Consider the following 21,074-nt stretch of genomic DNA (forward strand, 5'->3'; position numbering starts at 1 on the left):
ACTTCGGCGGCATGGCAGGCCGAGCCGGCCTGCCTAGAATCGGCGGATGGAAGCCACCCGCATCATTGCGGTCCGCCACGGCGAAACGGAATGGAATGTCGATGCCCGCATCCAGGGCCAGCTCGACATCGGCTTGAACGAAACCGGGCGCTGGCAGGCGCAGCGGGTGCGCGAGGCGCTCGCCACCGAGCCCATCTCCGCCATCTATTCCAGCGACCTGTCGCGCGCACATGCCACGGCCGAACCCATCGCCGAGGCCGCCGGCGTGCCCGTGACACCGCACCAGGGGCTGCGCGAACGCAGCTTCGGCAAGTTCGAGGGCAAGACCTTCGACGAGATCCACCAGGCCTGGCCCGAGCACGCGCAGAACTGGCGCAAGCGCATCCCCGACTGGACCCCGCCCGAGGGCGGCGAGTCGCTGCTGCAGTTGCGCGCGCGCGTGCAGCGCACGGTCGAGGAACTGGCCGCCCGCCACCCCGGCGAGCAGATCGTGGTCGTGGCGCACGGCGGCGTGCTGGATGCGCTGTACCGCGTCGCGACCGGCCAGGAAGTCAATTCCCCGCGCACCTGGGAACTCCCCAACGGTGCCATCAACCGGCTGCTCTGGACACCCCAGGGCCTCACCCTCATCGGGTGGTCGGACACCAACCATCTCGATGAACCTCCGGCAGACGAAACCTCCACTTGACGATTCCCTGCGGCAACTGATCGGCCAACCGGTCGCCGCCATCGATACCCCGGCCCTGGTGGTCGACCTCGACGCCATGCAGCGCAACCTGGCGCGCATGGCGGATTTCGCGCGTAAGCACGGCATCCGCTGGCGCGCCCACGCCAAGATGCACAAGAGCTCGGCCATCGCGCGCCTGCAGGTGCAGGCCGGAGCGGTCGGCGTGTGCGTGCAGAAGACCGCCGAGGCCGAGGCCATGGTGGCCGGCGGCGTGCACGACGTCTACATCACCAACGAGGTCATTGCGCCGCAGAAGCTGGCGCGGGTGGCGCAGCTGGCGAGCCGGCTGGCGGTCGACGGCGGCCGGCTGGGCATCGCGGTCGACAGCCGCGAGGGGATCGTCCGGCTGGCGCAGGCCATGAACGACGCCCGCCAGGCCCTGGGCGGCGGCACGGTGATCGACGTCTACGTCGAGATCGATGTCGGCCAGGGCCGCTGCGGCGTGCCGCCCGGCCGCGCGGCGACCGAACTGGTGCACGAGATCCGGCGCCACCCCGCGCTGCGCTTCGCCGGCCTGCAGGCCTACCACGGCAAGGCGCAGCACGTGCGCACGCCGCAGGCGCGGCGCGAGCTGATCGCGCAGGCCGCGCAGGACGCCGCCTTCACCCGCAAGCTGATCGAGGCCGACGGCGTGCCGGTGCCGCTGGTCACCGGGGCCGGCACCGGCAGCATGGTCTGCGAGACGGCCAGCGGCGTCTACGGCGAGCTGCAGGCCGGCTCGTTCCTGTTCATGGACGCCGACTACGCGCAGAACGAGCGCGACCCGGCGCAGCCGAACTTCGAGCACGCCCTGTTCGTCAAGACGCAGGTGATCAGCGCCGGACTGCGGCATGCGGTCTGCGACGCCGGCCACAAGAGCCACGCGATCGACTCCGGCCTGCCGACGGTGCACGACCCGGACGGCGAGCATGGCCTGGCATACGACAACGGCGGCGACGAGCACGGCATCCTGCGGCCGCTCCCCGGCCGCCAGCGGCTGCCCGAGATCGGCCGCACGCTGTGGCTGGTGCCGGGCCATTGCGACCCCACGGTCAACCTGCACGACCACCTGGTCGGCGTGAAGGGCGGCCTGGTCCAGGGCACCGTCGACCGCATCATCCGGGTCGACGCGCGCGGCGCGCTGACCTAGCCGGCCCCGCCGGCAGCGGCGAACAGGTCGGCGCCGTCGCCGCGCCCGGCCGGCGGCGCCACGCCCAGGTGGCGGAACGCGGCCAGCGTCGCGATGCGCCCGCGCGGCGTGCGCTGCAGGTAGCCCTGCTGGATGAGATAGGGCTCGATGACGTCCTCGATGGTGTCGCGCTCCTCGCCGATGGAGGCCGCCACGTTGTCCAGGCCCACCGGCCCGCCGTCGAAGCGGTGGATCACCGCCTCCAGCAGCTTGCGGTCCATGACGTCGAACCCCTGCGGATCGACGTCCAGCATGGCCAGCGCCTTGTTGGCGATGTCCTGCGTGATGCGGCCGCTGCCCTTGACGTCGGCGTAGTCGCGCACGCGCCGCAGCAGGCGGTTGGCCACGCGCGGCGTGCCGCGCGAACGGCGCGCGATCTCGATCGCGCCGGTGTCGTCGATCGGCGCCTCCAGCAGCGAGGCGCTGCGGCGCACGATGCGCGTGAGGTCCTCGGCGCTGTAGAACTCCAGGCGGGCGACGATGCCGAAGCGGTCGCGCAGCGGGTTGGTCAGCATGCCGGCGCGGGTGGTGGCGCCGACCAGCGTGAACGGCTGCAGGTCGAGCTTGATCGAGCGCGCCGCCGGGCCCTCGCCGATCATGATGTCGATCTGGTAGTCCTCCAGCGCCGGGTACAGGATTTCCTCGACCACCGGCGACAGGCGGTGGATCTCGTCGATGAACAGGACGTCGTTCTTCTCGAGATTGGTGAGCAGCGCCGCCAGGTCCTTGGGCTTTTCCAGCACCGGGCCGGAGGTCTGGCGCAGGTTCACGCCCAGCTCGTGGGCCACGATGTGCGACAGCGTGGTCTTGCCCAGCCCGGGCGGGCCGAACAGCAGCACGTGGTCGAGCGCCTCGCCGCGCTTCCTGGCGGCGCCGATGAAGATCTCCAGCTGCTCGCGCGTCTTGGCCTGCCCCACGTAGTCGGCCAGCAGCTTGGGCCGCAGGGCGCGCTCGATGGCCTCCTCGTTGGGCGAGGCCGGCGCGGCGGACACCACGCGCTGGGGCGGCGGCAGGCCGAAATCGTCGGTCCGGATGGTCATGCGTCAGGCCGGGGCCAGGGTGAGCGGCACCAGCCGCGGTTGCGGGTCGCTGCGCGGGTCGCAGCGCAGCACCACGTGCCACTGGCGCCCCTCGCTGTCGACCAGCCAGAACTCGGACACCAGCCAGGGCCGGCCGGCGCCGGCGCTGTCGCGCCGGTGGGTCTCGCGCAGCACCCGGTGCCAGCGGCCGTCGGCCGGCGGCAGCTGGCCGCGCGCCCGCCGCGGGCCGAACAGGCGGCCCAGCGCGGCGCGGTTCTTCTGCTGCAGCGCCGAGTCGGCCTGGCGGGCGTAGCGCAGGCCAGCGAGCAGGGTGGCGCCGCCGAGGGCGAGCAGCAGCGGGATGCCGAGCAGGTCCGCGGGGTGCATGGTGTCAGCGCGCCAGCGCCTTGAGCGCCAGCTTGATGCCCTCGCTCACGCCGACGTCCCTGGGCAGCGCCTTCAAGGCGGCCTGCGCCTCCTTGTCGCTGTAGCCCAGGGCCACCAGCGCCTGCAGGATGTCGGCCTGGGCGTCGCTGGCCGGCGCGCCGCCACCGGCGGCGCCCAGGTCGGCGCCGAGCTTGCCCTTGAGCTCCAGCAGCAGCCGCTCGGCGGTCTTCTTGCCGATGCCCGGCACCTTGACCAGCCGGCTGGCGTCCTGCGCCGTGACGGCGCTGCCGATCTCGGCGACGCTCATGCCGCTGAGCACCGACAGCGCGGTGCGCGGACCGACGCCGGAAATGCGGATCAGCTGGCGGAAGGCATCGCGCTCGCCGGTGCTGCCGAACCCGAACAGCACCTGGGCGTCCTCGCGCACGACGAAATGGGTGAGCAGCGACACCTTCTCGCCGACCCCGGGCAGGTTGTAGAAGGTGCTCATGGGGACATCGACCTCGTAGCCCACGCCCTGGCAGTCCACCAGCACCTGCGGCGGGTTCTTGTCGGCCAGCGTTCCGTTCAATCTGCCTATCATGCGTAGTTCCGGGCAGCACGCCCCCTCTCCGCACGGATTATCAGCTTGATCCTTCGCCACGCCTTCGCGCCACCCAACAACACCCGCCTGGCGCACCTGTGCGGCCCCACAGACGAACACCTGCGAACCATCGAGATCGCCCTGCAGGTCAGGATCAGCCGCCGCCAGGAGCATTTCAAGGTGGAAGGCGCCAAGGCCCGCGCCCAGCGCGCCATGGACGTGCTGCAGGCGCTGTACGAGATCGCCGCCCGGCCGATCTCGCCCGACAAGGTGCAGCTGATGGTGGCCGGCGAGCAAACGATGGACGAGGACGACGAGGGCGCCCAGCTGCTGCACACCCGGCGCTCGGACCTGAAGGCGCGCACGCCCAACCAGAGCGTCTACCTCGACAACATCGCCAACCACGACATCACCTTCGGCATCGGCCCGGCCGGCACCGGCAAGACCTACCTGGCGGTCGCCTGCGCCGTCGACGCCCTGGAGCGCAGCAGCGTGCAGCGCATCGTGCTCACCCGGCCGGCGGTGGAGGCCGGCGAGAAGCTCGGCTTCCTGCCGGGCGACCTGACCCAGAAGGTCGATCCCTACCTGCGGCCGCTGTACGACGCGCTCTACGACCTCATGGGCTTCGAGCGGGTGGGCAAGGCCTTCGAGCGCAACGCGCTGGAGATCGCGCCGCTGGCGTTCATGCGCGGACGCACGCTGAACAACGCCTTCGTCATCCTGGACGAGGCGCAGAACACGACGCCCGAGCAGATGAAGATGTTCCTCACCCGCATCGGCTTCGGCAGCAAGTGCGTGGTCACCGGCGACATCAGCCAGATCGACCTGCCCAAGGGCCAGCTGTCGGGGCTGGTCGAGGCCGAGCACATCCTCAAGCGGGTCAAGGGCATCGCCCACACGCGCTTCACCAGCGCCGACGTGGTGCGCCACCCGCTGGTGGCGCGCATCGTCGATGCCTACGACGCCGCCCGCAAGCGCGATGCCTGACGCCGAGCTCGCCCTCGACCTGCAGTTCGGCACCTTCCCGGGGGCCGCCGAGCACCGCGCGCTGCTGCGCAAGCCGCGCGTGCGGCGCTGGATGGCGATGGCGCTGCAGCGCCCGGGCGAGATCGCGGTGCGCATCGTCGGCGAGGCCGAGGGGCGCGACCTCAATCGCCAGTACCGCGGCAAGGACTACGCCACCAACGTGCTGACCTTCGACTATGCGCGCGCGCCGGTGGTCAGCGCCGACCTGGTGCTGTGCGGCCCGGTGCTGGAGCGCGAGGCGGCGGCGCAGCGCAAGCCGCTGGAGGCGCACTACGCCCACCTGCTGGTGCACGGCACCCTGCACGCGCAGGGCTACGACCACGAGACCGGAGAGCGCGACGCGCTGGAGATGGAGGCGCTGGAGATCCTGCTGCTGGGCGCACTGGGGTTCCCCAACCCCTATTGAGCCGGCCGGCAGCGCCGCCCTCCCGGACGGCCCGGCTCAGCGCATCACCAGCGGGATGGTCACCGGCCCGTCGTTGACCAGGTGCACCTGCATGGCGGCGCCGAATTCGCCGGTCTGCACCAGCGGATGCGCGGCCCGGGCCCGGGCGACGAAGTCCTCGTACAGGCGCCGGCCCTCGTCGGGCGGCGCCGCGTTGCCGAAGCCGGGCCGGTTGCCGCCCGAGGTGTCGGCCGCCAGCGTGAACTGGCTCACCACCAGCAGGCCGCCGCCGGTGTCCTGCAGGCTGCGGTTCATCTTGCCCTCGGCGTCGCCGAAGATGCGCAGCTTGAGCAGCTTGGCCAGCAGGCGCTCGCCCTGCGGCACGTCGTCGCCGCGCTCGGCGCACAGGAGCAGCAGCAGCCCCGGGCCGATCTGGCCGATGGTGCGGCCCTCCACCACCACCCGGGCTTCGCTCACGCGCTGCACCAGTCCGATCACAACGGGTCCTCCTCGTCCAGCAGGTGCGCCTCGACGTCCTGCGGCAGCAGCTGGATGCTGGCGCGCAGGCCGGGCACGGCGCTCATCAGCGCCTGCTCGACCGAGGCGCGCAGGGCCGCCGCGCGGCGCAGCGTCCATTCGGCCGGCATGTGCATGTGCAGGTCGACGAAGCGCCGGCTGCCCGAGCGCCGGGTGGTCACGTGGTCGAAGCGGATCGCCGGGTGCTCGAATCCCTGCAGCACCTTCTCGATCTCGGCCAGCGTGTGGCGGTCGACCCGCTTGTCCATCAGCCCCTGCGACGACGCCCACACCAGCGCCCAGCCCTCGCGCAGGATGTTCAGCGCCACGGCCGCCGCCACCACCGGGTCCAGCCACAGCCAGCCGGTGAGGGCGACCAGGCCGATGCCCACCACCACACCGGCCGAGGTCCAGACGTCGGTGACCAGGTGGCGGGCGTCGGCTTCCAGTGCCATCGAGCGGTGCGCCCTGGCCGACTGCAGCATCCCCCAGGCCAGGGCGCCGTTGCAGGCCGAGCTGAGCACCGACAGCAGCAGGCCGGCGCCGACCTGCTCGATGCCCTGCGGATGCAGGAAGCGTTCGGCCGCGGCCCACAGGATGGCCAGGGCGGCGACCAGGATGGCCAGCCCCTCGAAGAACGACGAGAAGTACTCGGCCTTGTGGTGGCCGTAGGGATGCTCGGCATCGGCCGGCCGGGCGGCCACGCGCACCATCAGCAGGGCGAAGGCGGCGCTGGCCAGGTTGACCAGCGACTCCATCGCGTCGGACAGCAGGCCGACCGAACCGGTGAGCCACCAGGCCAGTGTCTTGAGGCCGATGGTGAGCACCGCGACCCCGATGGACACGCGCAGCCAGACCCCGGGCGGGACGGCGCGTGCTCGGACGGCGAGGCTCATGCGGTCGATTGTGCCGGGAAGGCCCGTGCAAGAATCGTCGGCGATGAGCTCACGCCTGCGTCCTCCCTGGCCGTGGCTGCTCGGCTGGCTGCTGCTGGCCGTGGCAGGCGGCTGGGTGCTGGCCGCGATCGACCGCGGCCGCGAGCGCGAGGCGTTCGAGAACCAGGCCCGCATCGCGCACCGCCTGCTGAGCCAGCGCGCCGCGCAGCACGATGCCGTGCTGGCCACCCTCGCCCTGCTGCAGCCCGCGCCCGGTGCCGACGGCATCCAGCGCCTGCCGGCGCTCTATCCGCAGATCATCGCGGTGCGGCAGTTGCCGGCCGGCGCGGCCTGGCCCTCCGACACCTTCCGGCAGGCGCAGGAGCTGTCGCGACGCGAGCGCCGGCCGGTGCTGGCGGAGGCCGACCTGGCCCTCGGCCGGGCCTGGCTGCTGCTGGCCGCCGAGCCCGCCAGCTTCGCGCTGCAGGTCGACCTGGTGGCCGCCGTGCCCTGGAGCGAATGGCCGATGCGGCGCGACGACAACCCGGTGCGGGTGGCGCTGGCGCAGGGCGACGCGGCCCTGGTGCTGCAGCCCGGCCGCGAACCGGCCGGCCGCGTCGGCGCCTTCAGCCTGCGCAAGCCGCTGGCGTCGCCCAGCCATCCGTTCGACGTCGTCGCCCTCCGCGTGCTGGGCTGGTCGGAGCTGCCCTGGCTCGCCTGGGCCGGCTGGGGACTGGCCAGTGCCGGCATCGTGGCCGCGCTGGCCGCCTGGGACCGGCAGCGGCAGGCGCGCCGCCGCGCCGAGGACCTGCTGCGGCTGGGCCAGGTGGCGCGCCTGAACACGCTGGGCGAACTGGCCGGCGGCCTGGCCCACGAGCTGAACCAGCCCCTCACCGCCATGCTGGCCAATGCGCAGGCGGCGCGCCGGCTGCTCGCCGAGGAGCCGCCCGAGCTGGCGCCGGCGCGCACCGCCATGGGCCAGGCGGCCGAGCAGGCCCGGCGCGCCAGCGAGGTGGTGGCGCGCCTGCGCCGCACCATCGAGCGGCCGGGGCGCGAGACGGCGCTGCAGCCGGTGGTGCTGCAGGACGCGGTGCGCAACGCGTTCCACCTGCTCGAGCCCGAGTTCGCCCGCCGCGGGGTGGCGCCGCGCCTGCAGGGCACGGTGCCGGTGGCGGTGCAGGCCGAACCGGTGGCGCTGGAGCAGATCGTGCACAACCTGCTGATGAACGCGCTGCAGGCGCTGGAGCAGGTGCCGGCGGCCGAACGCGACCTGGCCGTCGACGTCGCGCAGCGCCCCGAGGGCGGCGTGCTGTCGGTCGCCGACAGCGGCCCCGGCATCGCGCCGGAGCTGCTGGCGCGCATCTTCGATCCCTTCGTCAGCACGCGCGAACACGGCCTCGGCCTGGGGCTGAGCCTGTGCGACAGCCTGGCGCAGGGCATGGGCGGCTCCCTGCAGGCCCAGCAGCGGCCACCGCGCGGCGCCCTGTTCCGCCTCACCCTGCCCTCGGCCGCCTGACCCCATGACCAGTCCCCTCGACACCCCTCTGGTCCAGCTGGTCGACGACGACCAGGCGGTGCGCGACGCGCTGGCGCTGCTGATCGGCACCATCGGCCTGCGCGTGCGCAGCTGGGCCGACCCGCTCGCCTTCCTGCGCGAGGTCGACCGCGAGGCCATCGGCGCCATCGTGCTGGACGTGCGCATGCCGGGCCTGGGCGGCCTGCAGGTGCTGGAACAGCTGGTCGCGTCCGGCACCGACCAGCCAGTCGTGCTGCTCACCGGGCACGGCACGGTCGAGATGTGCCGGCGCGCGTTCAAGGGCGGGGCGGCCGAGTTCCTGGAGAAGCCGGTCGACGACGACCTGCTGCTGGAGACGCTGCAGCAGGCGGTGCGCCAGCACGTGCGCTCGCGCGAGCGCAGCCAGGCCGACCGGGCGGCGCGCGAGCGCCATGCCCAGCTGTCGCCGCGCGAGCACGAGGTGCTGGCGCTGGTGGTGGAAGGCCTGACCAACAAGGAGATCGGCAAGGCCCTGGGGCTGTCGCCGCGCACCGTCGAGGCACACCGGGCCCACCTCTTCGACAAGCTCGAGGTGGCCTCGCTGGCCCAGCTGGTGCGCCAGTACGCCGCCCTCGCGGCGGGCGGCGGCACCGCGTAGTTCTACGCGGTCGGTGGCGTAGCCGCCCGACTGGCGGTTCCGCCCCCCGCTTCCTACAGTGGCGGCACGGTTGATTCGCAACCGCCAACCACAACCAAGGAGCCACCGCATGAAAGTTCTCCCCCTGCTGTCCGTCCTGGCCCTGTCCGCCGTTGCCAGCGCCGCCTCGGCCCAGGGCGTGCGCACGGAACGCAACATCTCGCTCGACCTGGCCAACCAGATCGCGGCCGGTGCCGTCGCCGCCTGCGCGGCCAGCGGCTACAACGTCGCCGCCACGGTGGTCGACCGCGCCGGCGTCGTGCGCGCCGTCCAGCGCGGCGACAACGCCGGCCCGCATTCGCTGGAGTCCAGCCGCCTGAAGGCCTACACCTCGGCCTCGGCCAAGAGCAACACCCTGGCCATGATGGAAGGCGCGCAGAAGAACCCGGCCGCGGCCAACCTGGTCAACATCCCCGGCTTCCTGCTGCTCGGCGGCGGGGTGCCGGTGCGCGTGGGCAACGAGGTCATCGGCGCGGTCGGCGTCGGCGGCGCGCCGGGCGGCAACCTGGACGAGCAATGCGCGGTGACCGCCCTCGACAAGGTCAAGGAGCAACTGAAGTGAAGCGCGCGCTGGTCACCTGGGTGCTGGCGCTGGGTGCGGCCTGCGCCACCCTGCCGGCGGCCGCCCAGGTCGGCCCCTCGGCGGCGGAAGCGGCCGCCTACACCGGGCTGCACGCCGCCGCGCACAAGGGCGACGTCGACAAGATCCGCCGGCTGGCCGCGGCGAAGGCCGACCTGAACGCGCGCGACGGCAACGGCCGCACGCCGCTGCACGTGGCGACCTTCGCCCGGCAGCGCGACGCGATCCAGGCGCTGGTGCAGGCCGGCGCCGCCATCGACCTGCTGGAGAACGACCGCTACGACGCCGTGACCATTGCTTCCGTCGCCAACGACGAGGAGACGCTGCGCCTGCTGCTGTCCCTGGGGGCCAGCGCCCGGCAGGTCACCAGCCGCTACGACGGCACCGCGCTGATCGCGGCCGCGCACCTGGGCCACGCCGGCGTGGTGGAGCAGCTGGTGCGCGCCGGCGCGCCGCTGGACCACGTCAACAACCTGCACTGGACGGCCGCCATCGAGGCGGTGGTGCTGGGCGACGGCGGGCCGCGCCACCAGGCCACGCTCAAGACGCTGGTCGAAGCCGGCGCCAACCTGCAGCTGAAGGACCGCAACGGCAACACGCCGCTGCAGCTGGCGCGCTCGCGCGGCTACACCGAGATGGTCCGGTTGCTGGAGGCGGGCAAGGCGCGCTGACGGCGGCGGCGCCCTAGAATCGGCGCCAGATGGGACTGGAAAAACGCGTCAAGGCCGCTGATCGCACGCTCGATCTGTTCGAAGCCTTCCAGAAGGCGGGGCGGCCCATGAGCCTGTCCGAGATCGCGCTGGCGATGGACATCCCGGTCAGCAGCTGCCACGGCCTGGTGAACACGCTGGTGTCGCGCGGCTACCTGGGGCCGGTCGGCGGCCCCAGGTCGTACTACCCATCGCGCCTGCTGTACGAACTCGGGCGCAACCTCCTCGCGCGGGACCCGGTGCTCTCCAAGGTGACACCCATCCTGGAGGTGCTGCGCGACAAGTGCGGCGAGACGGTGGTCCTGGGTCGCAGGCTGGACAAGTATGTCCAGTACGTCCATGTGCTGGAGGCCGCCAAGACCATCCGCTACACCGCGTCGGTGTCGGACCTTCGCTCGCTGCACTCCAGTGCATTGGGCAAGGCGCTGCTGGGCGCCCTCCCGGAAGAACGGCGCGCCGCCCTGGTGCAGACGCTGGACTACGAGCGCGTCACCCCCAACACGGTGCCCAATGCCAAGCGTTTGCTGGCAGACGTCGCCGCGGGCGAGGCGCGCGGGTGGCACATGACACAAGGCGAGAGCGTCGTCGACGTCGCCGCCGTGGCCAAGTGGGTGCTGCTCGGCGGCGAGCCCCACGCGGTCGCCATTGCCGGCCCGCTCAACCGCATGGCGCCCCTGATGGAGAAGCACGCGCGCCTGCTCACGGCCGCCAACACGGAGATGGCGGCAGCCACGTCCTGAAGGCAAGACTCAGTTCGAGTAGCGCCCGCCGGTCACGTGCAGCAGTTCACCGGTGATGAAGCCGGCGCGTTCGGAAGCCAGGAACAGCACGGCATCGGCAATGTCGCGCGGCACGCCCAGGCGCGGCATCGGCGTCGCCTTGAGCCACTTGTCGCGGATCGCGTCGTAGTTCGCCAGGCTGCGCATCAGCTCGGTCTCGACGAAGCCGGGCGCGATCGCGTTGACCGTGATGTTGAACTTGCCCTCCTCGTACGACAGCGCCTTCGTGAAGCCGACCAGGCCCGCCTTGGCGGCCGAGTAGTTCGCCTGCCCCGGATTGCCCAGGTGCGCGCGTGACGAGATGTTGATGATGCGTCCCCACTTCTGGGCCATCATGTGCGGCACTGCAGTTTTGCTGCAGAGGTAGGCACCCTTGAGGATCACCCCGGTGACCAGGTCCCAGTCGGCCTCGGGCATCTTGGTCAGATAGTTGTCCTTCGGGAATCCGGCGTTGTTGACCAGCACGTGCAGGCCGCCGAACCGCTCCACCGTCTCCCCCACCAGCCGCTCGACGTCGGCAGCGCGCGTGACATCGGCGACCACGCCATGCACGTCGAAGCCGTCCGCCTTCAGGGCCTGCGTGGTCGCGGCCATCGTTTCCGGATTGATGTCGGTCACCACCACCCGGGCGCCTTCCTCGGCCAGGGCGCGCGCCGTCTCGGCGCCGATGCCACGCCCCGAGCCCGTCACCACGGCAACCTTGTTCTCCAGTCCCAGCTTCACGTCAGTCCTCCTTGCGTTCGCGTCATTCGGCCGTGATGTTGGCCTTCTTCACCACCCGTTGCCACTTCTCCAGCTCGTGGCCCAGGTAGGTCGCCAGCTGTTCGGGCGAGCCCGGCGCCACCTCGACCCCCGCCTGTCCGAGGCGATCGATCACCTGCGGGTCGCGCAGGATCTGCCCGAGTTCCCGGTTCAGGCGCGCAATGGCCGCCGGCGGTGTCTGCTTGGGCGCGAACAGGGCGAACCAGGCCGACACGTCGTAGCCGGGCACGGTTTCCCCCACGACCGGCACGCCGGGAAAGCTGGCCGAGCGCTGGGCGCCGGTCAGCGCCAGTGCCCGGACCTTGCCCGAGCGGATGTGCGGCGCGGCCGACACGGCCGGCTCGATCATCGCGTCCACCTGGCCGCCCATCAGGTCGATCAGGGCCGGGCCGCTGCCCTTGTAGGGGATCTGCCGCAGGCTCACGCCGGCCAGGTCCTCCAGCAGGACACCGGCGACGTGCTGCGAACCGCCGTTGCCACCGGTGGCATAGGTGACGGCCCCGGGCTGCTGCCTGGCCAGCGCGATGAATTCCGGGACGGTACGCGCCTTCAGGTCCGGCCGCACGATGAGCGCGAACGGCGTCGAGCCGATGTAGCCGACCGGCGCGAAGTCGCGCACCGGGTCCCAGGCGAGTTTGCGGTTGACCGCGGGGTTGATCGCGATGCTGCCGATCGTTCCCAGCCCGATGACGTGGCCGTCGGCCTCCGCGCGCGCCAGCGCCTCCAGCCCGATGGCGCCGGTCGCGCCCGGCTTGTTGTCGACGATGACGTTCTGGCCCAGCGCCGCACCGAGTCGCTCGGCCACGGTGCGAGCGACGATGTCGGTCGAGCCGGACGGCGGGAACGGCACGATCAACCGCAGGGGGCGGTTCGGATACACCGGCTGCGCCAGCGCAGTTCCGGGGAGCGTGCCAACGCATGCGGCGCCGGCAGTGAACGCGAGCAGGTCGCGGCGGGTCAGGTCCGTCATCGGTCGTTCTCTTCGTAGGAGATGTCCTTGGCCACCAGGTCCCGGATGTGGCGCACGGTCGGCCGCTCCTGTTCCTCGTGGATGTGGCGAGGCGCCCGCTGGGCGCTCATGCCGCCGCCCCGGTGCGGGTCCGCACCACGAGCTGCCACACGCTCTCCATGACGTCCTCGTCGTGCTGGTTCACGGCGACGCGCGAGAAGGTGATCGTTCCCCGGTCGGGCTTGCGGCCCGGCTGCTTGTCGGTGACGGTCATCCGCACCTTCAGCGTGTCGCCGATCTTGCAGGGCCGGCGGAACCGGCAGTGCAGGTCGGCCAGGCCCAGGATGGACGGCTCGAGAAACTTCATCACCGGCAGCCGGGTGCACAGGCCCGAACTGATGGCCAGCACCAGAAGGCCGTGCGCGATGCGGCCCTGGTGCGGCGTGCCGGCGGCGAACGCGGCATCGACATGCAGCGCGTTGTAGTCGGCGGACAGGCCGGCAAAGTTCACCACGTCGGCTTCGGTCACGGTGCGGCCGGACGTGGTGAACGTGTCCCCCACGTCAAGGTCCTCGAAGGCCACGACGTAGTCGTCGATCTGGCGCAGCAGGCGCTCGCTCATGCAAATCTCCGGATGGGTTGGTCAGTCGGCGGAACCGAAGGCGGACATCCCGAGGAGCTCGCGACCGATGATCAGCGTCTGGATCTCGGTCGTGCCTTCGGGAATGACCGCGCCGCGGGTGTCGCGGAAGATGCGCTCGATGGGGAAGTCCTCGCTGTATCCCATGCCGCCATGCACTTGCAGAGCGAGGTCCGCCACCTCGTGCGCCGCCTGCGCGCTGTACAGCTTGGCAATCGAGCACTCCATGCGGCCGGGCTGGCCGCGGTCCAGGGTCCGCGCCGCCCGCCGCACCAGCTGGCGGGCTGCGTCGGTGCGCACGCGCATGTCGACCACCATCTTCTGGATCAGCTGGTACGACCCGATGGGCGCGCCGAACTGCCGGCGCGTCTTCGCGTAGTCGATCGACAGGTCCAGCGCGGCCTGCGCCGCGCCGACGGCCCCGGCCGCAACGCTCAGCCGGCCGAAGCTCAGGGCCAGCAGGATGTTCTTCAGGCCTTTGCCGACGTCACCGAGGACGTTGGCAGCCGGGATCCGCGTGCCGGCGAAGTTCAGTTCGGAGGTGGTGGTGGCGTGCAGCACCATGGTCTGGACCCGCCGTTTGCCGAAGTCGGTCTCGCGGCTGTCGACCAGAAAGGCGGTGATGCCGTGCGGCTCGCCCGGCTTGCCGGGCGGGACCTTGGCCATCAGGATGCCGAGCTCGGCGATCGCACCATTGGTGATCCACAGCTTGCTGCCATCGATCACCCACTCGTCGCCGTCGCGGGTGGCACGGGTCTCCATGCCGGCAACGTTCGAGCCGTGGTTCGGTTCCGTGATGCCCACCCACACGCGCAACTCGCCGGCCAGCAGCGGCGCGAGGTAACGTGCCTTCTGCTGCGGCGTGCCCAGGCGCGCGATGAGCAGCGCGGCCATGTTCATCGTGTTGAGGATGGCCCGCAGGCTGTGCCAGCAGTAGCCGGCCTCTTCCATCAGGAGCGCGTACTCGGTGTTGGAGATCCCGTAGCCGCCTTCGTCTTCCCTCAGGAAGCCGCCCAGGTAGCCGAACTCGCGCAGCCGGGCTGGCAGCGTCCAGTCGAATTCGCCGCGCTTCTCGAAGCCAGCCACGGTCGGGCGTACCTCACGGTCCATGAACTGGGCCACCGACTCACGCAGCAGCCGCTGGTCATGGGTGAGGTCGTCGTCGTGCTCGATGTGTCTCATGCGTGCTGCCGGATGCTCCCGATGGCTTGCGTCGTCCGCTCTTCTTATTCAGAATACTGAAAGTTATTTTTCCAGATAGAAAGTTTGACGTCAATGCAGCAATCGGAAAAACTCGCCGCGAGCGCGGGCCCGCTGCCGTTCGCAGGGCTGCGGGTGCTCGATGCGAGCCAGGGCCTGGCCGGGCCGTATTGCGGGATGCTGCTGGCCCAGCACGGTGCCGACGTGATCAAGCTGGAGCCGCCGGAAGGCGACTGGAGCCGCGCCATCGGGCAGCGCCACGGCAGCCATTCGGCCATCGACCTGATGGGCAACCGCGGCAAGCGCAGCCTGGCCATCGACCTGAAGAAGGACGGCGCCGCGGCAGCCGTGCTGCAGATCGCGGCGAAGTGCGACGTGGTGATCGAGAGCTTCCGGCCCGGGGTGGCCGCCAAGCTGGGCATCGGCTACGAGCAGGTGCAGGCCTGCAATCCCGGCGTCGTCTACCTGTCCGTCAGCGGCTTCGGTCAGCAGGGCGCCAACGCCAACCTGCCCGCCACCGACACGGTCATCCAGGGGTATTCGGGCCTGATGAGCCTGAATGCCGATGGCGAGGGCCGGCCACGTCGCCTCGGCTTCCTGGCGGTCGACACGCTCAGTGCGCTCTACGCCTTCCAGGCCGTCTCGGCCGCGCTCTACGGACGCCTGCGCGGCTTGCCCGGGCAGCACCTGGACGTCAGCCTGATGCAATCGACCGCCGCCTTCCTCGCGATGAAACTGGTGGAAACCTCGCTCGAGGGCGAGAGCCCGGTGGCGCTGAACGTGCCGGCGGGTGCCTACCGCACCCAGGACGGCTGGATCGCCATCACGCTCAGCAAGGAGGCGCACTACGCCGCGCTGTGCCGCGCGACCGACCGGCTCGACCTGGCCGAAGACCCCGCCTTCGACAGCTTCGTCAAGCGCGCCGGCCACGCCCCGTACCTGCAAGGCCAGTTCGCGGCCGAGCTGCTGCGCCGGGGCACGGACGAGTGGCTGAAGCGGCTGGCCCAGGCCGGCGTGGTGGCCAGCCGCATCAACACCCTCACCTCGTGGCTGGCCGATCCCAACGTGGTCTCCGGGCAGGCAGCGCCCAGGGTGGCAGAGCCCGCCACGGGAGGCTTCCATTTCCCGCGCATCCCCGGGACAACGGCGCCCGAGGCCGGTGACAGCCGCTCGCACTGGCCCGACATCGGCAGTGCCAGCCACCAGATCCTCCAGGAATTCGGTTTCAGCGCCGCGGCCGCCGCCGCACTGCTGAAGCCTGCAGCCGCCACCGCATGAACGACAAAGGAGACAACGCATGACCACCGAACACATCCACCGCCGCCGCGTCCTGCGGCTGGTCGGCGCGGCCGGCCTCGCCGCCATGGCGCCGCTGGCCTGGAGCCAGGGCACGTTCCCGCAGAAGCCGATGCGCATCGTGGTGCCGTTCGCACCCGGCACCGGGAGCGACGTGATCGCGCGGACCGTCGGCCAGAAGATCACGGAGGAGACCGGCCAGTCGGTCGTCATCGAGAACCGCGAAGGCGGCGGCGGCATCGTCGGGACGATGAATGCCCTGCAGGCACAGCCCGACGGTTACACCCTGCTGATGGTGGCCAACCCGTTCACCATCGTCGCCGGCACCAACCTCAAGCCGCCCTACGACCCCCTGCGCGACTTCTCACCCGTCGCAAAGGTGGCCATCGTTCCGATCGTGCTGACGATCGCCAACAACCTGAACATCAACTCCGTCAAGGAATTGGTCGCCTATGCCAAGGCCAACCCCGGCAAGCTGAGCTATGCGTCGTCCGGCCCCGGCACGCCCAGCCAGCTGGAGATGGAGCTCTTCAAGCAGGCCGCAGGCGTCGACATTGTCGAGGTGCCGTACAAGAGCACGGCGCAGGCGATGACCGACGTGATCGGCGGGCAGATCGCGATGTATCCGTCCGCCATGCCGCTGTGCCTGCAGCATGTGAAGGCCGGCCGCGTGCGCGCGCTCGGCCTGTTCGATGCGCAGCGCTCGCCCGCCCTGCCCGACGTGCCGCATTTCGCCGAAGCGCTGGGGGTGCCGGGCTACGTCGCGACGCCGCTCTGGTATGGATTTGTCACCCGCGCCGGAACGCCGCGCGAGACCGTCAGCCGCTTGCGCGACCTGGTCACCAGGTCGATGGCCTCGAAGGACGTGAGCGAGAAGCTCGTGCCCCTGGGCGCGCACCCGATCACGCCGAGCAGCGAGGAGTTCACGCAGCAGATGGCGGCCGAGGTGGAGAAATCGGCCCGGCTGGCCAAGACCCTGGGCATCGTCAAATGAGCGCCAACCCGCGCCGCTTCGAGCCGTCGGCGCCAACGTTCGACAGCTTCGTGCCGGGCGATGTGCACGTCAGCTACCGGCGCACGGTGACCGAGACCCACCTGGTCAATTTCACGGCGATGGCCGGCCTGCAGTTGCCGCTCTTCATCGACCATGGGCATGCGAAGGAGCAGTCGACCTTCGGCGGCCCCATCGCGCCAGGGTTCCTGACCGCATCGCTCTCGGCCGGCATGCTGGAGAGCGTGCTCGGCACCAACACCATCGCGGGCCTGGGCATGGAGGCGTTCCGCTTCCGCGCACCGGTGCGGGTGGGCGACACGCTGCACGCCGAGGTCGAGGTGCTCGACAAGAAGGACACGCGCGAGCCGGGCCGCGGCGTGCTGACCGTCGGCATCTCGGTGCGCAACCAGAGCGGAGAGACGGCACTCGAGTACCGCACCAGTGTCCTGATGCGCCGCTGAGGCCCCCGCGGTCAGATCACCCGGGCCGCCGCCAACGCGTCGAGCTCGCTTTGCGCCAGCCCGAGCACATCGCGCAACACCTGCTGCGTGTGCTCGCCCAGCAGCGGCGGGGGGCTGTGATAGGTCACCGGCGTCCTGGACAGGCGCAGCGGGCTGGCGACCATCGGGGCCGTGCCTTGCGGGTGCGGCATGTCGACCCGCAGTCCCCGGTGTTTGACCTGCGGGTCCTCGAACACCTCCCGGATGTCGTTGATGGGGCCGCACGCGACCTCGACGGCCTCCAGCCTGTCCTGCCACCAGGCCTTCGGGTGCGCCGCCATGATGTCGCGAAGGATGGGCAGCAGTTCGTCGCGGTGGATCACCCGACCCGAATTGGTTGTGAACCGGGGGTCGTCGGCCAGTTCCTCGCGGCCGGCGGCCTTGCAGAAGCGCCGGAACTGGGCATCGTTGGCCACCGCCAGGATCATGTGGCCGTCGGCCGTCGCGAACACCTGGTAGGGGACGATGTGGGGGTGGCCGTTGCCCAGGCGCTTCGGCACCGAGTCGTCGCAGAAATGGGAGATGACCTGGGTGACATTCACCGCGACCGCCATGTCGAGCAGCGCGCAGTCGATGTACTGGCCTTCGCCGGTGCGCTCCCGGTGCGCGATGGCCGCGCACAGCGCGATGCTGGCATTGAGGCCGGTGAGGTAATCCACGATGGGGATGCCGACTTTCTGCGGCCCGCCTCCCGGCAGGCCATCCCTCTCGCCGGTGATGCTCATCATCCCGCCCATGCCCTGGAAGATGAAGTCATAGCCGGGGCGCTCGGCGTACGGCCCATCCTGGCCGAAACCGGTGACCGAGCAGTAGATCAGGCCCGGGTTGAGCGGCTGGAGGTCCTCATACGACAGACCGTACCGCTTGAGGTTGCCGACCTTGTAGTTCTCGATCAGCACGTCGCTCACCTTCACCAGCTCGCGCACGAGGGCCTGGCCCTCGGGGGTGGCGATGTCCAGGGTGACGGACTTCTTGTTGCGGTTGCCGGCCAGGAAGTAGGCCGATTCGCGCGTGTCGCTGCCGTCACGGTCCTTCATCCACGGCGGCCCGAAGGTCCGGGTGTCATCGCCGCTGCCCGGCTTCTCGATCTTGATCACCTCGGCACCGAGGTCGGCCAGGTTCTGGGCCGCGAGCGGGGCGGCCAGGATGCGCGAGATGTCGAGCACCCGCAGGTGGGAGAACGGTCCTGGCACGGCTCACTCCTTCGATTCACTATATTGAAAGTTATTTCTCCATTCTAAAATCACGACCTGAGTGCCACAAGCCCGGATTGCCCATGAACACGACCGAATCCACGTCGCCCCTGCTGCAGCCGGCCGGCCCCCTGCGGGGCCTGCGGGTCATCGAACTGGCCGGGATCGGGCCGGGACCGTTCGCCGCGATGCTGCTGTCGGACATGGGCGCGGACGTCGTCCGCATCGATCGCCCCGGGGCCGGCGTGCGGCCGCCGTTCGACGTGGTGTCGCGGGGTCGGCGCGTCGTCGAGATCGACTTGCGCAGCCCCGGCGGCGCCCAGCAGGCGCTGACCTTGCTGGAGCGTGCCGATGCGCTGCTGGAGGGCTTCCGCCCCGGCGTCATGGAGCGGCTGGGCCTGGGCCCCGCCGCCGTCTGGCAACGCAACCCGCGGCTCGTGTACGGCCGGATGACGGGGTGGGGCCAGGACGGTCCGTTGGCGGCCACGGCGGGGCACGACATCGACTACATCGCACTGAGCGGCGCGCTGGCGACCCTCGGCCCGGCCGGCGCGCCGCCGCTGCCACCGATGAACCTGGTGGGCGACTACGGCGGTGGCTCGCTCTATCTCGTGATGGGGATGCTGGCCGCCTTGCTGGAGGCCCGCTCGAGCGGCCTGGGCCAGGTGGTCGACGCGGCCGTGCTCGACGGCTCGGCGTCGTTGCTCGCCCTCTACGCCGGGCGGGTGGTGCGGGGCGACTGGTTGCGCGAGCGAGGCGCCAACATGCTGGACGGCGCGCCGCACTACTACCGCTGCTACGAAACGGCCGACGGCCGGTTCATGGCGGTCGGCGCGATCGAACCGCAGTTCTACGCGACGCTGTGCGAGCGGCTCGGCATCGATCCGGCCAGCATGCCGCAGCAGGACCGTGCGCGCTGGGCGCACCACGCGGACCGCCTGGCTGCGCTGTTTCGCACCGCCACGCAAGCCGAATGGATCACCCGCTTCGAGGGCAGCGACGCCTGCGTGTCCCCGGTGCTCCCGATGGACGAAGCGGCCGGCCATCCGCACGTCGCGCATCGGCGCAGCTACACCACGGTCGACGGCGTGCTGCAGCCAAACGCGGCGCCGCGGTTCTCACGCAGCGGCCAGGCGGTGCAGGGACCGCCGCCGGCCACGCTCAGCACCCCGGACGACATCCTCGCGCACTGGGCCTAGCGGCGGGGCACGCTCGGCGTTCCCGCCGCCTGCGTCCGGTCAGCCCAGCGTCACGCGCGCGAACTTGCGCTTGCCGACCTGCACCACGTAGGTGCCGGCGGCCAGCTTCAGCGCCTTGTCGCTCACCACCGCGGAGTCGACCCGCACGCCACCGCCGTCGATCAGGCGGTTGGCCTCGCTGCTGGAGGGCGCCAGCCCGGCCTGCTTGAGCAGCGCCCCGATGCCCAGGGGCGCGCCGCCCAGCGTGACGGCCGGGATGTCGTCGGGGATGCCGCCCTTGCTGCGGTTGACGAAGTCCTGCTCGGCGCCGTCGGCGGCGGCGCCGTCGTGGAAGCGCGCCGTGATCTCCTTGGCCAGGGCCACCTTGGCATCGCGCGGGTTGCGCCCGCCGTCCACCTCGGCCTTCAGCGCGGCGATCTGCGCCTCGCTCCTGAAGCTCAGCAGCGTGTACCAGCGCCACATCAGCGTGTCCGAGATCGACATCACCTTGGCGAACATGGTGTTGGCGTCCTCGCTGATGCCGATGTAGTTGTTCTTGCTCTTGCTCATCTTCTCGACGCCGTCCAGGCCTTCGAGCAGGGGCATGGTGAGGATGCACTGCGGTTCCTGGCCGTATTCCTGCTGCAGGTGGCGTCCCATGAGCAGGTTGAACTTCTGGTCTGTGCCGCCGAGCTCCAGGTCGCTCTTGAGCGCGACCGAGTCGTAGCCCTGCATCAGCGGGTACAGGAACTCGTGGATCGAGATCGAGGTGCCGGCCTTGAAGCGCTCGTGGAAGTCGTTGCGCTCCATCATCCGGGCCACCGTGTACTTGGCGGCCAGCTGGATCATCCCGCGCGCGCCCAGCGGGTCGCTCCATTCGGAGTTGTAACGAAGTTCAGTGCGGGCCGGGTCCAGGATCTTGTAGGCCTGGGCCCGGTAGGTCTCGGCGTTGGCCTCGATCTGCTCGCGGGTGAGCGGCGGGCGGGTGGTGTTGCGCCCCGAGGGGTCGCCGATCATCGAGGTGAAGTCGCCGATCAGGAAGATGACGGTGTGGCCCAGGTCTTGCAACTGGCGCAGCTTGTTCAGGACGACCGTGTGCCCGACATGGATATCCGGGGCGGTGGGGTCCAGGCCGAGCTTGATGCGCAGCGGCGTGCCGCTCGCCTCCGACCGGGCGAGCTTCTTCAGCCACTCGTCCTGGGGAATGAGCTCCTCGCACCCGCGCAGCGTCACGGCCATGGCGTCCCGCACGCCGTCTGACACAGCAACAGGTTTTGTTACAAGCTCTTGATTCATAACGTTTTTTTACTCTTCCGACTGGATGTGTCGGTCGCTATACTGGCCCACCACACCGGCGCGGCCGATTCTAAAGACTGCCCACACGCAGGCAGCCTGCCCGCCGACAACCCGCTGCG

At 70.8% G+C, this 21,074-nt stretch carries 23 protein-coding genes and 1 pseudogene; 13 read left to right on the top strand and 11 right to left on the bottom strand.

Translation table 11 applies throughout. The features are described from left to right. The first annotated feature begins 46 nt into the window (after positions 1–46). Positions 47–688: a histidine phosphatase family protein gene (locus GON04_RS24305; RefSeq protein WP_157400529.1), complete on the top strand. Its 642-nt coding sequence runs from the start codon at positions 47–49 to the stop codon at positions 686–688. Next, positions 657–1,856 carry a DSD1 family PLP-dependent enzyme gene (locus tag GON04_RS24310; RefSeq protein ID WP_157400530.1) on the top strand — a complete coding sequence of 400 codons (1,200 nt, stop codon included), beginning with the start codon at positions 657–659 and terminating at the stop codon, positions 1,854–1,856. Before GON04_RS24305 ends, GON04_RS24310 begins: the two co-directional genes overlap by 32 nt. Here the strand turns inward: GON04_RS24310 and ruvB are convergent. The 3 genes from ruvB to ruvA are packed head-to-tail and all read right to left on the bottom strand — an operon-like array spanning position 1,853 to position 3,884. Further along, complete coding sequence (ruvB, locus tag GON04_RS24315; protein WP_157400531.1) at positions 1,853–2,935, bottom strand: Holliday junction branch migration DNA helicase RuvB; 1,083 nt, start codon at positions 2,933–2,935, stop codon at positions 1,853–1,855. The two genes, GON04_RS24310 and ruvB, sit on opposite strands and share 4 nt — an antisense overlap. A gap of 3 nt (positions 2,936–2,938) precedes the next feature. Further along, positions 2,939–3,301, bottom strand: a complete 363-nt coding sequence (locus GON04_RS24320; protein WP_157400532.1) for a hypothetical protein — start codon at positions 3,299–3,301, stop codon at positions 2,939–2,941. A 4-nt stretch (positions 3,302–3,305) separates the two neighbouring features. Then, a complete protein-coding gene (gene ruvA / locus GON04_RS24325) occupies positions 3,306–3,884 on the bottom strand; it encodes a Holliday junction branch migration protein RuvA (RefSeq protein WP_157400533.1) in 579 nt (192 codons plus the stop codon). Between the two features lie 45 nt (positions 3,885–3,929). Between ruvA and GON04_RS24330 the strand changes: the two genes are divergently transcribed. Both GON04_RS24330 and ybeY read left to right on the top strand, forming a co-directional pair. Continuing rightward, complete coding sequence (locus GON04_RS24330) at positions 3,930–4,871, top strand: PhoH family protein (protein WP_157400534.1); 942 nt, start codon at positions 3,930–3,932, stop codon at positions 4,869–4,871. Continuing rightward, positions 4,864–5,316, top strand: coding sequence for an rRNA maturation RNase YbeY (gene ybeY / locus GON04_RS24335; protein ID WP_157400535.1), 453 nt, complete (start codon positions 4,864–4,866; stop codon positions 5,314–5,316). The genes GON04_RS24330 and ybeY overlap by 8 nt, the downstream gene beginning before the upstream one ends. A gap of 36 nt (positions 5,317–5,352) precedes the next feature. Here ybeY and dtd read toward each other — a convergent pair whose 3' ends face one another. Beyond that, positions 5,353–5,793 (bottom strand): D-aminoacyl-tRNA deacylase, encoded by a 441-nt coding sequence (gene dtd / locus GON04_RS24340; protein WP_181653746.1) that lies wholly within the window; start codon positions 5,791–5,793, stop codon positions 5,353–5,355. Continuing rightward, positions 5,790–6,707 (bottom strand): cation diffusion facilitator family transporter, encoded by a 918-nt coding sequence (locus GON04_RS24345; RefSeq protein WP_157400536.1) that lies wholly within the window; start codon positions 6,705–6,707, stop codon positions 5,790–5,792. Before GON04_RS24345 ends, dtd begins: the two co-directional genes overlap by 4 nt. 43 nt (positions 6,708–6,750) lie before the next feature. Here GON04_RS24345 and GON04_RS24350 point away from each other — a divergent pair, with 43 nt between their 5' ends. From GON04_RS24350 to GON04_RS24370, 5 genes are all read left to right on the top strand, one after another. Next, on the top strand, positions 6,751–8,202 hold the full coding sequence (locus GON04_RS24350; RefSeq protein ID WP_157400537.1) for a sensor histidine kinase: 1,452 nt from the start codon (positions 6,751–6,753) through the stop codon (positions 8,200–8,202). Between the two features lie 4 nt (positions 8,203–8,206). Next, positions 8,207–8,839: a response regulator transcription factor gene (locus tag GON04_RS24355; RefSeq protein WP_157400538.1), complete on the top strand. Its 633-nt coding sequence runs from the start codon at positions 8,207–8,209 to the stop codon at positions 8,837–8,839. A gap of 109 nt (positions 8,840–8,948) precedes the next feature. Beyond that, positions 8,949–9,440, top strand: a complete 492-nt coding sequence (locus GON04_RS24360; RefSeq protein WP_157400539.1) for a GlcG/HbpS family heme-binding protein — start codon at positions 8,949–8,951, stop codon at positions 9,438–9,440. After that, on the top strand, positions 9,437–10,129 hold the full coding sequence (locus tag GON04_RS24365; protein WP_338051044.1) for an ankyrin repeat domain-containing protein: 693 nt from the start codon (positions 9,437–9,439) through the stop codon (positions 10,127–10,129). The genes GON04_RS24360 and GON04_RS24365 overlap by 4 nt, the downstream gene beginning before the upstream one ends. A gap of 29 nt (positions 10,130–10,158) precedes the next feature. Next, positions 10,159–10,908, top strand: coding sequence for an IclR family transcriptional regulator (locus tag GON04_RS24370; protein ID WP_157400541.1), 750 nt, complete (start codon positions 10,159–10,161; stop codon positions 10,906–10,908). Between the two features lie 9 nt (positions 10,909–10,917). Here GON04_RS24370 and GON04_RS24375 read toward each other — a convergent pair. The 4 genes and pseudogenes from GON04_RS24375 to GON04_RS24390 form a co-directional block, all read right to left on the bottom strand. Then, positions 10,918–11,682: pseudogene (locus tag GON04_RS24375) on the bottom strand (SDR family NAD(P)-dependent oxidoreductase); the annotation flags it as partial. Between the two features lie 10 nt (positions 11,683–11,692). Continuing rightward, positions 11,693–12,679 (bottom strand): Bug family tripartite tricarboxylate transporter substrate binding protein, encoded by a 987-nt coding sequence (locus tag GON04_RS24380; RefSeq protein WP_157400542.1) that lies wholly within the window; start codon positions 12,677–12,679, stop codon positions 11,693–11,695. 106 nt (positions 12,680–12,785) lie between these two features. Beyond that, the gene (locus GON04_RS24385; RefSeq protein ID WP_157400543.1) at positions 12,786–13,280 is read right to left on the bottom strand and encodes a MaoC/PaaZ C-terminal domain-containing protein; all 495 of its coding nucleotides are present in this window, start codon (positions 13,278–13,280) and stop codon (positions 12,786–12,788) included. 21 nt (positions 13,281–13,301) lie between these two features. After that, the gene (locus GON04_RS24390; protein WP_157400544.1) at positions 13,302–14,480 is read right to left on the bottom strand and encodes an acyl-CoA dehydrogenase family protein; all 1,179 of its coding nucleotides are present in this window, start codon (positions 14,478–14,480) and stop codon (positions 13,302–13,304) included. Between the two features lie 93 nt (positions 14,481–14,573). Between GON04_RS24390 and GON04_RS24395 the strand changes: the two genes are divergently transcribed. Genes GON04_RS24395 through GON04_RS24405 form a run of 3 tightly spaced genes read left to right on the top strand, consistent with a single transcriptional unit; the run spans position 14,574 to position 17,249 of the window. After that, complete coding sequence (locus GON04_RS24395; RefSeq protein ID WP_157400545.1) at positions 14,574–15,776, top strand: CaiB/BaiF CoA transferase family protein; 1,203 nt, start codon at positions 14,574–14,576, stop codon at positions 15,774–15,776. 19 nt (positions 15,777–15,795) lie between these two features. Continuing rightward, positions 15,796–16,788 (top strand): Bug family tripartite tricarboxylate transporter substrate binding protein, encoded by a 993-nt coding sequence (locus GON04_RS24400; RefSeq protein ID WP_157400546.1) that lies wholly within the window; start codon positions 15,796–15,798, stop codon positions 16,786–16,788. Further along, positions 16,785–17,249 carry a MaoC family dehydratase gene (locus GON04_RS24405; protein ID WP_157400547.1) on the top strand — a complete coding sequence of 155 codons (465 nt, stop codon included), beginning with the start codon at positions 16,785–16,787 and terminating at the stop codon, positions 17,247–17,249. Before GON04_RS24400 ends, GON04_RS24405 begins: the two co-directional genes overlap by 4 nt. 11 nt (positions 17,250–17,260) lie before the next feature. Here the strand turns inward: GON04_RS24405 and GON04_RS24410 are convergent, their stop codons facing one another. Beyond that, positions 17,261–18,481 (bottom strand): CoA transferase, encoded by a 1,221-nt coding sequence (locus GON04_RS24410; protein ID WP_181653748.1) that lies wholly within the window; start codon positions 18,479–18,481, stop codon positions 17,261–17,263. Between the two features lie 83 nt (positions 18,482–18,564). Between GON04_RS24410 and GON04_RS24415 the strand changes: the two genes are divergently transcribed. Continuing rightward, positions 18,565–19,680: a CaiB/BaiF CoA transferase family protein gene (locus GON04_RS24415; protein ID WP_157400548.1), complete on the top strand. Its 1,116-nt coding sequence runs from the start codon at positions 18,565–18,567 to the stop codon at positions 19,678–19,680. A 39-nt stretch (positions 19,681–19,719) separates the two neighbouring features. On the opposite strand, the gene tyrS is transcribed toward GON04_RS24415, so the two are convergent. Beyond that, positions 19,720–20,955, bottom strand: coding sequence for a tyrosine--tRNA ligase (tyrS, locus tag GON04_RS24420; protein ID WP_157400549.1), 1,236 nt, complete (start codon positions 20,953–20,955; stop codon positions 19,720–19,722). Positions 20,956–21,074 lie beyond the last annotated feature (119 nt).

The sequence above is a fragment of the Ramlibacter pinisoli genome (assembly GCF_009758015.1).
Lineage (GTDB): Bacteria > Pseudomonadota > Gammaproteobacteria > Burkholderiales > Burkholderiaceae_C > Ramlibacter > Ramlibacter pinisoli.